Origin of the sequence: Lentzea aerocolonigenes (assembly GCF_000955955.1) — a bacterium.
GTDB classification, from domain to species: domain Bacteria; phylum Actinomycetota; class Actinomycetes; order Mycobacteriales; family Pseudonocardiaceae; genus Lentzea; species Lentzea aerocolonigenes_A.
In genome coordinates, this window is sequence record NZ_JYJG01000016.1 from 25,656 (window position 1) to 39,017 (window position 13,362).

Sequence of the window (13,362 nt, forward strand, 5' to 3'; positions counted from 1 at the left end):
CGGCCACTCCCCGAACCGCGAACAACCAGGTCGGAACAACCAGCAGGGAAAACGGCAGCACTCTGCCAGCATGAGCTCGATGCCTAGGGGAGAACGTCCACTGGACGAGGGCGACAGCCCGCTGTTGCGGTTCGCCGGAGATCTGCGCCGCCTTCGCGCCGAGGCGGGCGGCCCGCCGTACCGGGAGCTCGCCCGCAAAGCGCACTTCTCGGTCACCACGCTGTCCGAAGCCGCGGCCGGGCGGAAGCTGCCCGGCTTGGACGTCACGCTGGCGTACGTCCGGGCGTGCGGCGGCGACGAGAACACGTGGTCCCAACGCTGGCACGAGGTCGACGAGAGCCTGTTCCAGTCCAGGGTCAGCCCGTCGCCGTACGTGGGCCTGAGCGCGTTCACGAGAGAAGACGCCGACCGGTTCTTCGGCCGCGAGAAGCTCACCATCGCGCTCAGGGAACGCCTGGAGACGCAGAACTTCCTCGCGGTCTTCGGTGCATCCGGTGAGGGCAAGTCGTCGCTGCTCAAGGCCGGTCTCGCCCAGCACTTCGGCAACCCGATCAGCTGCACACCCGGCACCGACCCGGACGCCTCCATCGCCGACGCGCTGGGCAAGAACCCCGACCTGCTCATCGTCGACCAGTTCGAGGAGCTCTTCACCCTGTGCGAGGACCCGGTCCAGCGCCAGGCGTTCCTCGACCTGCTCCTCAACGCCCCGTGCAAGACCACGATCGCGATCAGGTCCGACTTCTACCCGCACTGCTCGCAGCACCCGGACCTGGCCGAAGCGCTCACCGACGCCCAGGTCCTGATCGGCACGATGACGCCGGACGAGCTGCGCCGCGCGATCACCCAGCCCGCCGCCACCGTGAACTGCACGGTCGAGGGCGCCCTGCTCACCACCCTGATCGCCGAGGCGACGGGCCGCAGCGGCGTGCTCCCGCTGGTCAGCCACGCCCTGCTGGAGACCTGGCACCGCAAGCGCGGCAACATCCTCACCCTCGGCGCGTACAAAGCCGCCGGTGGCATCGACGGAGCACTCGCCCAGAGCGCCGAGACCGCCTACGCCGAGCTGACCGAGGACCAGCAGCCGCGAGCCCGCCAGCTGCTCCTCAGGCTCGCCGCGGACGGCACGAAACGCCCGGTCCCGCGCAGCGAGGTGATCGGCGACGAGGTCCTCGACGTGCTCGCCAACGCCCGCCTGGTCACGGTCGGCGAGAACACCGTCGAGGTCACCCACGAGGCGCTCTTCCGAGCCTGGCCACGCCTCGCCGCCTGGCTCGACGAGGACCGCGAAGGCCTGAAGACCCACCGCAGGCTCACCGAGGCCGCCCGCCTGTGGGAGGAGCTGGACCGCGACTCGGGCGCGCTCTACCGGACCGTGAGGCTCACGGAGGCCACCGACTGGGCCGCCCGCACCGAACCCGCTCTCACCAAGACCGAGGACGCGTTCCTGACCGCGTCGAAGAACCTCTCTCGCCGGCGCACACGGCGTCTGCGCTGGGCCGCGGCGGGCCTGATCGCCCTCGTCCTCGCCACGACCGCGAGTGCCGTCACCGCCTCCCAGCAACGTGCCGAGGTCGAACGCCTCGGCCGCATCACTCAGTCGCAGCAGCTCGCCGCGCTCTCCGCCGCCCTGATGGCGAGCAACCCGGACGAGGCCGCCCGCAAGGCGTTGACCGCGTACCAGACCTCCCCGACCCAGGAAGCCCGCAGTCAGGTCCTCAGCACCGCGTTCAACCGTCAGCGCGAGATCAACGTCAACGGCTACAGCGTGGTGGCCGGCAACGGCCTCATCGGACTCGCGACCGAACACGGCGCGCAGCTCTACGACAGCACCACCCTCGCGCACATCGCCGACCTCCCCACGAACGGCTCGGTGTACGGGCTCCACTTCGCCGGGGACGGTCACATCGCCGTCGCCGACCCGACCGGCAAGGTCACGCTCAGATCCGGTCCCAGGGGCGAACCGGAGGTGCTGCGCGAGTCAGGCGACCAAACGGCGCTCGCCTTCACCGACGACAGCCGCGAGTTGATCGTCGGCGGCCAGATCTGGGACCTGGCCACCCGCAGGATCCGCGCGGAACTGCCGATCGGCACCGTGCCGCGCAGCGTCGACGTCCTCGGCGACACGCTCGCGGTCTACGGCCACGACTCGGTGACCCTGTGGAGCATCAGCAAGGCTCAGCAGACCGGGGGTTTCACGATCAACGGCCGGATCAGCGACCTCGAGCTGCTGCCCGGCGACCAGGCGGTCGTCGGCACCATGGACGGCCCGGTGCAGCTGTGGAGCACCACCACCGGCAAGCAGATCAGGGAGCTGACCTCGTCCAGGTCCCCGGTCAACCTGGAGACCAGCGACGACCGCACGATCCTCGCCGTGATGAGCCTCGGCGAGGACGAGATCCGGCTGTGGGACCTGGTCCACGACACCGCCCTGCCCTCGCTGCGGATGGACCGCCTCAAGCACGACGCGGCCTTCACTCCGGACGGCCGTCTGGTCGTGCTCACCGACACCAGCCTGCGCGTGTGGTCGCGAGGCAGCGTGCCGATGGCCTCGGGTCACGCCATGCGGGCACTCGCCGTGGACCCCGACGGGACCGTCCTCACGTTCGACGACGGAGGTTTCATCGAACGCCGGGACGCCGGGACGGGGCCGATCAGCCGCGTCGCGACGGGCGTGACCAACCGTTCCGCTGCCGCGTTCAGCAAGGACGGGAAGCTGCTCGCCACCAGCGGCAACGGCGAGAAGCTCGCCGTCAGGAACGTCGCCGACGGCAAAGTGGTCCGCTCCCTCGACACATCCGGCAGTGGGACGCCGGCAGTGCTGACGCGCGCCTGGCCGGTTCAGCCCGAACCGTCGTCCGTGCAGGTCAGCAGCGTCTTCGGCGGCGAGCCCACCGCGATCGCCTTCGGCCGCTCCGACCACGACCTCGTCATCGGCTCGGAGGACGGCGTGGTCGCCATCCGGGACACCGGCACCTGGAACACCACGGGCCTCGGCAGGGTGCACGACGGCGCGGTGCGCACGTTCGCCCTGTCACCGGACAAGCGCACGCTCGCGACCGGCGGCGACGACGGGCTCATCACGCTGTGGGACACCACGACGTGGAAGAAGACCGGCGAACTCCGTGGACACACGAGCGGCGTGACAGCGCTGGAGTTCAGCCCCGACTCCACCCGGCTCGCGAGTGGCGGCAAGGACAAGAACGTCGTCGTCTGGGATCTCCACCAGAACAACGTCTGGGCGACCCTCACCGGGCACACACAGGGCGTCACGCACGTCGCGTGGATGCCCGACGGTCGTGCGGTGGTGTCTGCCGGGGCGGACGCGGTGATCAAGTGGCCGCTCGACGTGGAAACCGCGTTGCGAGCACTCGCTTGATCCGTTGTTCGTGGTCGGGCCCGCGAACGTCGTACAACGGATCTCGGACAACAACCCTCTGACCAGCACGCACTCTGCCAGCATGAGTGCGATGCCTAGAGGGGAACGTCCGCTGGACGACGGTGACAGTCCGCTGTTGCAGTTCGCCGCGGACCTACGACGACTGCGGACCAACGCGGGACTGCCGAGCTATCGGGAGCTGTCCCGGCGCGCGCACTTCTCCGCGAGCACGCTGTCCGAGGCGGCGGGCGGGCGGAAGCTGCCGGGTCTCGACGCGACGCTCGCGTACGTCCGCGGGTGCCACGGCGACGAGAGCGCGTGGGAGCAACGCTGGCACGACCTGGCCGTGGCCATGGCGCAGAGCAGGGAGACGAACAACGGCCCATCGCCGTACGTGGGCCTGAACCCGTTCACGAGAGAGGACGCGGACAGGTTCTTCGGCCGGGAAGCGCTGACCCACACGTTGCTCGACCGCCTCGAACGCCAGCGGTTCCTCGCGGTGTTCGGGGCGTCCGGCGAGGGCAAGTCGTCGTTGCTGCGGGCGGGTATCGCGGCGAAGTTCGAACGTTCGGTGGTCTGCACGCCCGGCCACGACCCGGACGCGGCGATCGCCGAGGCGCTCGACCGGAACCCCGATCTGCTCGTCGTCGACCAGTTCGAGGAGCTCTTCACGCTGTGCGACGACGAGGTGCAACGGGCTGCGTTCCTCGACGCACTGCTCTCCGCCGACTGCCGCCGCGTCATCGCGATCCGGTCCGACTTCTACCCTCATTGCGCGCAGTACCCGAAGCTCGCCGACGCACTCACGGACGCACAGGTGCTCCTCGGCACGATGACGCCCGACGAGCTGCGGCGGGCCATCACGCAGCCCGCCGCCACCGTTGGCTGCACGGTCGAAACGGCCCTGTTGACCACCCTCGTCGCAGAGGCGGCGGGACGCAGCGGCGTGCTCCCCCTCGTGTCGCACGCGCTGCTCGAAACGTGGCATCGCAGGCGCGGCAACACGGTGACCCTGGCCGGCTACCAGGCCGCGGGCGGGATCCAGGGCGCGCTCGCCCAGAGCGCCGAAGCCGCGTACGCCTCCTTCGACGAAGACGAGCAACGCCTCGCCAAGCAGCTCCTGCTCCGGCTCAGCGCCGACGGCACCAAACGCCCGATCCCGCGCCAGGACGTCGTCGGTGAAGAAGTCCTCGACGTCCTCGCCGAGACCAGGTTGATCACCGTCGACGAGCACACCGTCGAGGTGACGCACGAGGCGCTGTTCCGGGCCTGGCCGCGGCTGCGGTCGTGGCTGGACGAGGACCACGAGGGCCTCCGGACACACCGCAGGCTCACCGATGCGGCCCGCACGTGGCACGAGCTGGGCCGCGACGACGACTCGCTCTACCGGACGGGAAGGCTCGCCGAGACGACCGAGTGGATCACCAGAGCCACTCCGGAGCTGACCGCCACCGAACGCGAGTTCATCGGCGCTTCGAAGGCGCGCGAACGCCGTCGTTCCCGCCGCCAGCGCCTGGTCGCCGCGGGGCTGACGGCACTGCTGGTCGCCACCACGGCGACCGCGGTGGTCGCCGTGCAGCAACGCCGTGAGGTCGATCGGCTGGGGCTCGTGCGGCAGTCACAGCAGCTCGCCGAGGCCTCGGAGGCACTCGTGGGCACCGACCCCGGACTCGCCGCGCAGAAGGCGTCCGAGGCGTACCGGACCTACCCGACCGCCGAGGCACGCGGCCGGGTGCTCAGCGCGGCCGCCGCAGCGTCCTACGGCCGTGAGATCAGCCTGGACGGCGCGGGCATAGGACGCACCATGCAGCACAACGGCGCGTGGAGCTACACGATCGTCCGCGGCGAAGTCGTCACGGTAGGCGGCAACGGCATCGACACCTATGACGCCGAGAGCTTCCGTCACGTCAGGTCGGTCCCAGGCGACGGGTCCAGCTACATCTTCGGCTGGGCCATCACCGACGACGGCCGGATGGCGGTGTCCGAGGGCAATGGACGGATCACCCTGCGGGCCAGTCCGGACGCCCGGCCGGAGCCGTTCATCACGACGCCGCAACCGGTCGGCGTCCACTTCACCGACGACGGCCGGTCACTGCTCGTCGGCGGAACGGTCTACGACCTCGCCACCAAGCAGAAGCGGTACGAGCTGCCAGTCGGAGCGATCACCGGTCCGTTCACGATCGAGGACGAGAAGACTCTCGCGCTCGCCTCCGGCAGTTCGGTCGCAGTGTGGGACCTGGCGACCCGGCAGCAGACCGGCGGCTTCACGCTGGGCTCCGGCAACGTCTACCGGATCACGTTGCTGCCCGGCGGCAGGTACGCCGCCGTCGGCACGGACGAAGGTCTGGTGCAGGTGCGCGACATCGCGTCCGGCGCCGTCGTCGCGACGCCACCGAGTCATGCCGGCGGGGTCACCTCGCTCACGCTGAGCCCCGACAAGACCGTTCTCGTCACGGCTGGTGTGGACGGCAAGGTGAACATGTGGGACGTGGCTCGCGGCACCAGGCTCGCCACGCTCACGGTCGGCGAGCCCGTGCGCGGCGCGAGCTACATCGCGGACGGTTCGCTCACCATCCTCACCGACCGCTCGTTGAGGTTCTGGCCGCCCGCCAACATGCCCAAGACGTCCGGACTGGTGGTGCGCGCGCTCGCGGTCGATGCCGACGGCTCGGTGCTCACGGTCGATGACGCTGGTGTGATCGAACGCCGTGACAGCGCCTTGCGTACCGTGCATCGGCAGGAGACCGGAATCGCGAAAGGCGCGATGAGCCGTTTCAGCCGGGACGGCAAGCAGCTCGCGACGAGCGCACCGCTCTCGGTGCTGGACGTGGCGACGGGCAAGCCGGTCGCGAACCTGCCCGCGCTCGGGTTCCGCAGCGAGGCGCGCCCACCGGTGGCTCTGGAGTTCAACGGCCGCTCCCTGCTCGCGATCGGCGGGGAGGTGCCGGACGGTGTGTGGCCGGTCGCCGGCGCCGCCCAGCCCACGCTGATCGGCGGGCTGGCCTGGGGACAACGCACGTCGGCCGCCCTCGGCCGGTCCGACCAGGAGATCGTGATCGGCCGCGAGGACGGCGGCATCAGCGTGCGCGACACCAGGACGTGGGACGAGAAGGCGTTGCAGAGCCCGCACAAGAGTCCGGTCAGGGCATTGGCGGTCTCACCGGACCGCAAGCTGCTCGCGACCGGTGACGACAGCGGTGTGATCGCGCTCTGGGACACCTCGACGTGGCAGCTGACCGGCGAACTGCACGGTCACACCCAGGCGGTGGCATCGCTGGAGTTCAGCCCCGACTCGTCCCGTCTCGCGAGCGGCGGCCGGGATCGGGACGTCATCGTGTGGGAGGTGAGCGGCCGGTCGCTGTGGGCGAAGCTGCGCGGTCACACCCAGGCCGTCACACACCTGGCGTGGCGGCCGGACGGTTCGACGCTGGTGTCCGCGGGCAGCGACGCCGTGACCGTGTGGGGCCTGGACGTGAACCAGGCCCTCGACACGATTCGTTAGCGAACCAGGTCCTTGCGGAGCTCACGCGGCAACGAGAAGGTGATCCGCTCGTTCGCCGTGGTGATCTCCTCGACCTCGCCGTAGCCGTGCGACTCGAGGAACTTCAGCAGTTCCATCACCAGCAGGTCCGGCACCGACGCGCCCGACGTGACGCCGACGGTCTCGACGCCCTCGAGCCACGCCAGGTCGACCTCCTTGGCGTAGTCGATCAGGTACGAGGCCTTGGCGCCGTGCTGCAGCGCGACCTCGACCAGCCGGACCGAGTTCGAGGAGTTCTTCGAGCCCACGACGAGCACCAGGTCGCACGACGGCGCCATCGTCTTCACCGCGGTCTGGCGGTTCGAGGTGGCGTAGCAGATGTCGTCGGACGGCGGGTCCTGCAGCTCCGGGAAGCGGTCCTTGAGCTGCCGGACCCGCACCATGGTCTCGTCGACCGACAGCGTGGTCTGGGACAGCCAGATGACCTTGTTCGGGTCGCGGACCTCGACCTTGGCGGCGTCCTCCGCGGTGTCCACGAGCTTCACGTGGTCGGGCGCCTCACCGGCGGTGCCCTCGACCTCTTCGTGGCCCTCGTGGCCGATCAGGAGGATGTCGTAGTCCTCCTTGGCGAACCGCACGGCTTCCTTGTGCACCTTCGTCACCAACGGGCACGTGGCGTCGATGGTGCGCAACGAGCGTTGCGCCGCCTCCTCGTGGACAGCCGGCGACACGCCGTGCGCTGAGAACACCACGAGAGCGCCCTCAGGAACCTCGTCCGTCTCGTTGACGAAGATGGCACCGCGGTCGGACAGCGTCTCCACGACGTACTTGTTGTGGACGATCTCCTTGCGCACGTAGACGGGCGCACCGTACTTCTCGAGGGCGAGCTCGACCGTCTCCACGGCACGATCAACGCCCGCGCAGTAACCACGCGGCTTCGCCAACAGGACTCGCTTGGGCATGCCTCCAGGGTACCCAGGGCGTTCCGTCGCATTCTCAGCGCTGTTGCGGCAGGCTAGTGCGCATGAAGCCACTGCCATTGGGTGTCCGCGTCGCCGCTGGACTCGCGGTGACCGCCCTCGAACAGGCGCGCAGGCTGCCGCAGCAGCTCGCCGGACTCCCCCTCACGGTGGTCAGCGAGGCGATGCAGTTGTCCATGCGCGTGCAGCAGCATGTGACCGAACTCGCCATCAAAGGTGACGACGTCCTGTCTGGACTGAGGCCCGCGGAGGAGGAGCCGGAGTGGGCGACGTTCGACGAGGACGGCGACAACGACACCGCGGTCGTCGAGGAGTCGGCTGACGACCCGTGGGAGGAAGAGGAACGGGCGATCGCCGAGGTGCCCGAGTTCCTGCCCATGTACGACGAGCTGTCGATCGCCCAGTTGCGGGCCCGTCTGCGCAATCTCGACGTCGAACAGCTCGAGGAGCTGCTGAGCTACGAGAAGGCGCACGAGGCCAGGCCTGAGTTCGTGGGCATGCTCAACCGCAGGATCGCGACGGTCAAGTCTCAGTGACTGAAGGAAAATCCACGCCGGAGAACCCCTGGCCGGTGCGGACGGTCGCCCGCAAGCTGCTCGACTGGATCAACCGGCTCGGCGAGCTCTGGGTCGAGGGCCAGGTCACGCAGCTGAACGCGCGCAGCTCCACGGCGTTCCTGACGCTGCGCGACCCGAGCGTCGACATGTCGATGTCGATCACCGCCAACGCCTCGCTGGTGCGCGAGCTGCAGCTCACCGAGGGCAGCCGGGTGATCGTCCACGGGAAGATCAGCTTCTACCCGAACCGGGGCACGCTGTCGTTGCGCGCGGACGAGATCCGCGCGGTCGGCATCGGTGAGCTGCTCGCGCGCATCGAGCGACTGCGCAAGCTGCTGCACGCCGAGGGCCTGTTCGACCCGCGCCGCAAGCGCCGCCCGCCGTTCCTGCCGCAGAAGATCGGTCTGATCACCGGTCGTGCCTCCGCGGCGGAACGAGACGTGCTCACGAACGCGCGGAACCGTTGGCCCGCAGCGCATTTCCGCGTCATCAACGTCGCCGTGCAGGGGCCGATGGCGGTCACCCAGGTGATGACCGCGCTGTCCACTCTGGACCGCGACCCGGAGTGCGATGTGATCATCATCGCGCGCGGTGGCGGCAGCGTGGAGGACCTGCTGCCGTTCTCCGACGAGGCGCTGTGCCGGGCGGTGTCCCAGTGCCGCACTCCGGTGCTGTCCGCGATCGGGCACGAACCGGACACCCCGCTCGTCGACCACGTCGCGGACCTGCGTTGTTCGACGCCGACCGACGCAGGCAAACGGGTGGTTCCGGATGTCGCTGAAGAGAGTGAACGCGTCCGCCAGATGCGCGACCGCGGCCGGCGCGCGCTGCACGGCTGGGTCGACCGCGAACGCAAACTGCTCGACGCTCTGCGCTCCCGACCAGTACTTTCGGATCCGTACGGTCCTCTGGAGCGCCGTGCCGAAGAGGTGAAACGCCTTCGCGACCAGAGCCGCAGGGCCGTCACGCAACGTCTCGATCGGGAGGACGTCCACCTCTCCGGGACGAAAGCCCGCTTGACGACCCTCGGACCAGCCGCCACGCTGGCCCGCGGATACGCCGTTGTGCAACTCGTCACACCCGACGGGCCCGACGGCGTGTTGCGTTCTGTGACGGACGCGCCGAGCGGAACACAGCTGCGGGTACGCGTCGTTGACGGAGCAGTGGGAGCAGTGGTCACCAGTGCGGAAGGGGGAGGTACCGATGATGCGTGATGCCGTGTTCCTGCCCCTGACCATGGAGGCGGCCGGCAATTGCACCTCGGGACTGCGGCACAAGGCGGAGGCGGCGAACCGCGCCGCGGCGGACTGCTGGACGGCACTGGTGGGCGACTGCGACACCACGAGCCGCCGCACGCTGATCCTCACGCTGCACGATCTGAGCGAGGCCACCGCGGGAACGGTCCAGTACCGGCGCGTCGCGGAGGCCGAGGCGCTCATCGACGAGGCGGTGCGAGAGGGTGACGGCGAAGAGTTCGCGGAGGCGCTCGTCGGGTACGACCTGGCCGTCGCGACCGTGTTGAGCCGTCTGAGGAGCCAGTCCGCGTGAGTTCGGAAACACTCGGTTACGAAGCCGCCCGTGACGAGCTGGTCGAGGTGGTCCGCAAGCTGGAGGCCGGTGGCCTGTCGCTGGAGGACTCACTCGCCCTGTGGGAACGCGGTGAGGTGCTCGCCAAGACTTGTGAGCAGCATCTCGCCGGTGCGCGCGAGCGAATCGATGCAGCTCTCGCTGTGGTCGAGGAGGACGTTTCCGAGGCGTGATCCCGTGCAAGGATTCAGAATGCCGATCACAAACCCGGCACGCTGAGTAGTCGCATGGAGGCGCGCAATGGTGAACACCCCCGCGGAACGACGTCGCGAAGCCCCCGACCGGAACCTGGCATTGGAGCTCGTGCGCGTCACCGAGGCAGCGGCCATGGCCGCCGGCCGGTGGGTGGGACGTGGCGACAAGAACGGCGGTGACGGCGCCGCGGTCGACGCGATGCGCAAGCTGATCCACACCGTCTCGATGCGCGGTGTCGTCGTGATCGGCGAGGGCGAGAAGGACGAAGCGCCCATGCTGTTCAACGGCGAGGAGGTCGGCAACGGCGAGGGTCCTGACTGCGACGTCGCGGTCGACCCGATCGACGGCACCACGCTGATGGCCAAGGGCATGCCGAACGCGCTGGCCGTGCTGGCCGTGGCCGAGCGCGGGGCGATGTTCGACCCGTCCGCCGTGTTCTACATGGAGAAGCTCGCCGTGGGCCCGGAGGCGGCCGACGTCATCGACATCACCGCGCCGATCGCGGAGAACATCCGCCGCGTCGCGAAGGCCAAGCACAGCGACGTCTCCGACGTGAACGTGTGCATCCTGGACCGGCCGCGGCACGAGTCGATCGTGCAGGAGGTGCGTCGCGCCGGTGCCCGCATCCACTTCATCTCCGACGGCGACGTGGCGGGTGCGATCGCGGCCGCGCGTCCGACGTCGGGCGTGGACATGCTCATCGGCATCGGTGGCACGCCGGAGGGCATCATCGCGGCGGCTGCGCTGAAGTGCGTCGGTGGCGCGATCCAGGGCCGGTTGTGGCCCAAGGACGACGAGGAGCGCGAGAAGGCGATCGGCGCGGGCCACGACCTGTCGCGCGTGCTCACGACGAACGATCTCGTGTCGGGCGACAACGTCTTCTTCTGCGCCACGGGCGTGACCGATGGTGACCTTTTGCGCGGTGTGCACTATCGGGCAGGTGGCTGCACCACGCAGTCCATCGTCATGCGGTCCAAGTCCGGCACCGTGCGCATGATCGACGGCTTCCACAGCCTGCACAAGCTGCGCGAATACGCGTCGGTGGACTTCGACCTGCCTGAGGACGTGCAGCAGCCGCTGCCCTGATTGTCCCTTTTTCCTGTGAACTGTGAACACTCGGTAACCAGACGAGTGACCCTAGTGACGATGTGACCTTCGTCCATAGTTTCCGACCTGACCCCGGCAACCCTGCGCCGGGTTCAGGAAGGGATTCAACGATGAGGGCACGTTCGTTGTTCTCCGCAGTCGCCGTGGCCGCGGGCGCTCTGCTCGCCTCGGCCACCATGGCCACTGCGGCTCCGGCCCCCACTGCCGACGGCGACATGGGCACGATGATCGTCGGTGGGACCAACGCGTCTCAGGTCTACCCGTTCATGGTGTCCCTGCAGAGCACCTCCGGCAGCCACTTCTGCGGCGCCTCGCTGGTCAAGGCCAACTGGGTCGTGACGGCGAAGCACTGCGTCCAGGGCTCGTCCGCGGCGTCGATCCGCACCCGGATCGGCACCACGAACCGCACCAGCGGCGGCACCACCACCGGTGCCTCGCGGATCATCACGCACCCGTCGGCCGACCTGGCCCTGGTGCAGCTCAACACCTCGGTCAGCCAGGCCCCGATCGCCATCTCGACGGCGTCCGGCCCGGTCGGCACCGCGACCCGCATCATCGGCTGGGGCCAGACCTGCCCGGTCCGCGGTGCCTGTGGTGCTCCGGTGACCCTGCAGGAGCTCAACACGTCGATCGTCGCGGACAGCCGTTGCTCCGGCATCGCCGCCGCGTCGGAGATCTGCACGAACAACACCGGTGGCAACAAGGGCGCCTGCTACGGCGACTCGGGTGGCCCGCAGGTGAAGTCCGTGTCCGGCCGCTGGGAGCTCATCGGCGCGACCAGCCGCTCCGGTGGCGGCGCGAACTGCGCCCAGGCTCCGTCGATCTACGTGGACGTCGCGTACTACCGCTCGTGGGTCAGCTCGAACGTGGGCGGCCTGTAGCAGTTCCGCGGTAAACGCATTCCGAGGGCCCGTCTCCCAACTGTTACAGGAGGCGGGCCCTCCGCCTTGCAACCTGAGTGATCCTCCGGCCGTCTACTTCGGCAAGGGATGAATCACTGAGGGGGTGCGCGATGCGGATGCTGCTCGTGGCGGTCGCGTTGATGTCGGTGGCAGGGTGCGCGCAGGGGGCCGTGCACGCGGAAACGCCTACAGCGCCACCACCTTCGTCATCTTCTGCTCCGTCTTCCGCTCCTTCTTCCGGGGTTCCTTCTTCCGGGGTTCCTTCTTCGTCAGCCGCAGCGTCTTCCTCTGAGACGCCTCCTCCGCCGCCGCCGCCTCCCGCTCCGGTCGTGAAGCCGACGCCGTGCGACATCAGCGACGGCGCGTGCATCCAGCTCTCCACGAACCAGTCGTGGATCCTGCGCGGCGACAAGATCGCGTACGGCCCGGTGCAGATCACCAGTGGCCGCAAGGGCTACGAGACACCGCTCGGCCGCTTTCCCGTGCTGCGCAAGGTGAAGGACGAGTGGAGCCGCCCGTACAACGCGCCCATGCCGTGGTCGACGTACTTCACGGACAGCGGCATCGCGTTCCACGAGGGTTCGCTGACCGTCCCGTCGCACGGCTGCATCCACCTGGACCCGCAGGCCGCCCAGTACTACTTCACCAACCTCTCGATCGGCGAGACGGTTCAGGTCGTCCCCTGATGCATAAGAGGATGATTCAGATCACCCGCTAGTGGTTACTCCACTACCGAGGGGTGATGTGAGATGCGAGTTCTCATCGCGACGGTGCTCCTGATCCTCGGTTTCGCTGTACCCGCACAGGCTGCGGGCGGTTGCACCGTCTACAACGGAGCGTGTCTGGAGAAGGGCGCGAACCGCGCCTGGCTGGTCTTCAACGGCGCCGTGAGCTACGGCCCTGTTCCAGTCAGCCACGGCAAGCCGGGCTACGAGACCCCGGTGGGCACGTTCTCGGTGCTGCGCAAGGTGAAGAACGACTGGAGTGTCCCCTACAACGGCCCGATGCCGAACGCGGTGTACTTCACCACGACCGGCATCGCGTTCCACCAGGGTGACATCGCAGTCCAGTCGCACGGCTGCGTCCGGCTCCCGGCCGACGCGTCGCTGGTGTTCTTCGACAACCTGGCCATCGGCGAGAAGGTCCAGGTTCTGCCATAACGGATTGCTGCCCACCG

General features: G+C 68.9%; 11 protein-coding genes. 10 read left to right on the forward strand and 1 reads right to left on the reverse strand.

Features of this window, described 5'->3' with window-relative positions:
• Nucleotides 1–70 precede the first annotated feature (70 nt).
• The gene (locus tag UK23_RS03825) at nt 71–3,376 is read left to right on the forward strand and encodes a hypothetical protein (protein ID WP_082114385.1); all 3,306 of its coding nucleotides are present in this window, start codon (nt 71–73) and stop codon (nt 3,374–3,376) included.
• A gap of 91 nt (nt 3,377–3,467) precedes the next feature.
• The gene (locus UK23_RS48215; RefSeq protein ID WP_196777596.1) at nt 3,468–6,878 is read left to right on the forward strand and encodes a helix-turn-helix domain-containing protein; all 3,411 of its coding nucleotides are present in this window, start codon (nt 3,468–3,470) and stop codon (nt 6,876–6,878) included.
• On the opposite strand, the gene UK23_RS03835 is transcribed toward UK23_RS48215, so the two are convergent.
• Nucleotides 6,875–7,819 (reverse strand): 4-hydroxy-3-methylbut-2-enyl diphosphate reductase, encoded by a 945-nt coding sequence (locus UK23_RS03835; RefSeq protein WP_045309939.1) that lies wholly within the window; start codon nt 7,817–7,819, stop codon nt 6,875–6,877. The genes UK23_RS48215 and UK23_RS03835 overlap by 4 nt on opposite strands.
• Before the next feature lie 62 nt (nt 7,820–7,881).
• On the opposite strand from UK23_RS03835, the gene UK23_RS03840 reads away from it, so the two are divergent.
• The 8 genes from UK23_RS03840 (at nt 7,882) to UK23_RS03875 (ending at nt 13,345) form a co-directional block, all read left to right on the forward strand.
• A complete protein-coding gene (locus UK23_RS03840; RefSeq protein ID WP_045309940.1) occupies nt 7,882–8,373 on the forward strand; it encodes a lipid droplet-associated protein in 492 nt (163 codons plus the stop codon).
• Nucleotides 8,370–9,608, forward strand: coding sequence for an exodeoxyribonuclease VII large subunit (gene xseA, locus UK23_RS03845; RefSeq protein ID WP_082114387.1), 1,239 nt, complete (start codon nt 8,370–8,372; stop codon nt 9,606–9,608). Before UK23_RS03840 ends, xseA begins: the two co-directional genes overlap by 4 nt.
• Entirely contained in the window at nt 9,598–9,942 is a 345-nt protein-coding gene (locus tag UK23_RS03850) for a hypothetical protein (protein WP_045309942.1), read from the forward strand. Before xseA ends, UK23_RS03850 begins: the two co-directional genes overlap by 11 nt.
• Nucleotides 9,939–10,154 (forward strand): exodeoxyribonuclease VII small subunit, encoded by a 216-nt coding sequence (locus tag UK23_RS03855; protein WP_045309943.1) that lies wholly within the window; start codon nt 9,939–9,941, stop codon nt 10,152–10,154. Before UK23_RS03850 ends, UK23_RS03855 begins: the two co-directional genes overlap by 4 nt.
• A 67-nt stretch (nt 10,155–10,221) precedes the next feature.
• On the forward strand, nt 10,222–11,262 hold the full coding sequence (gene glpX, locus UK23_RS03860) for a class II fructose-bisphosphatase (RefSeq protein WP_045309944.1): 1,041 nt from the start codon (nt 10,222–10,224) through the stop codon (nt 11,260–11,262).
• Between the two features lie 131 nt (nt 11,263–11,393).
• Complete coding sequence (locus tag UK23_RS03865; protein WP_045309945.1) at nt 11,394–12,164, forward strand: S1 family peptidase; 771 nt, start codon at nt 11,394–11,396, stop codon at nt 12,162–12,164.
• Nucleotides 12,165–12,514: 350 nt separating this feature from the next.
• On the forward strand, nt 12,515–12,871 hold the full coding sequence (locus tag UK23_RS53570) for a L,D-transpeptidase (protein WP_052684332.1): 357 nt from the start codon (nt 12,515–12,517) through the stop codon (nt 12,869–12,871).
• Nucleotides 12,872–12,934: 63 nt separating this feature from the next.
• Nucleotides 12,935–13,345, forward strand: a complete 411-nt coding sequence (locus UK23_RS03875; protein ID WP_045309946.1) for a L,D-transpeptidase — start codon at nt 12,935–12,937, stop codon at nt 13,343–13,345.
• The last annotated feature ends 17 nt before the right edge of the window (nt 13,346–13,362 follow it).

What these genes read in the sequence shown, in the direction of transcription:
- UK23_RS03840 (WP_045309940.1), top strand. Translation starts at nt 7,882, where the DNA reads ATGAAGCCACTGCCATTGGGTGTCCGCGTCGCCGCTGGACTCGCGGTG.
- UK23_RS03825 (WP_082114385.1), top strand. Translation starts at nt 71, where the DNA reads ATGAGCTCGATGCCTAGGGGAGAACGTCCACTGGACGAGGGCGACAGC.
- glpX (WP_045309944.1), top strand. Translation starts at nt 10,222, where the DNA reads ATGGTGAACACCCCCGCGGAACGACGTCGCGAAGCCCCCGACCGGAAC.
- UK23_RS03835 (WP_045309939.1), bottom strand. Translation starts at nt 7,819, where the DNA reads ATGCCCAAGCGAGTCCTGTTGGCGAAGCCGCGTGGTTACTGCGCGGGC.
- UK23_RS03850 (WP_045309942.1), top strand. Translation starts at nt 9,598, where the DNA reads ATGATGCGTGATGCCGTGTTCCTGCCCCTGACCATGGAGGCGGCCGGC.
- UK23_RS48215 (WP_196777596.1), top strand. Translation starts at nt 3,468, where the DNA reads ATGCCTAGAGGGGAACGTCCGCTGGACGACGGTGACAGTCCGCTGTTG.
- UK23_RS03865 (WP_045309945.1), top strand. Translation starts at nt 11,394, where the DNA reads ATGAGGGCACGTTCGTTGTTCTCCGCAGTCGCCGTGGCCGCGGGCGCT.
- UK23_RS03875 (WP_045309946.1), top strand. Translation starts at nt 12,935, where the DNA reads ATGCGAGTTCTCATCGCGACGGTGCTCCTGATCCTCGGTTTCGCTGTA.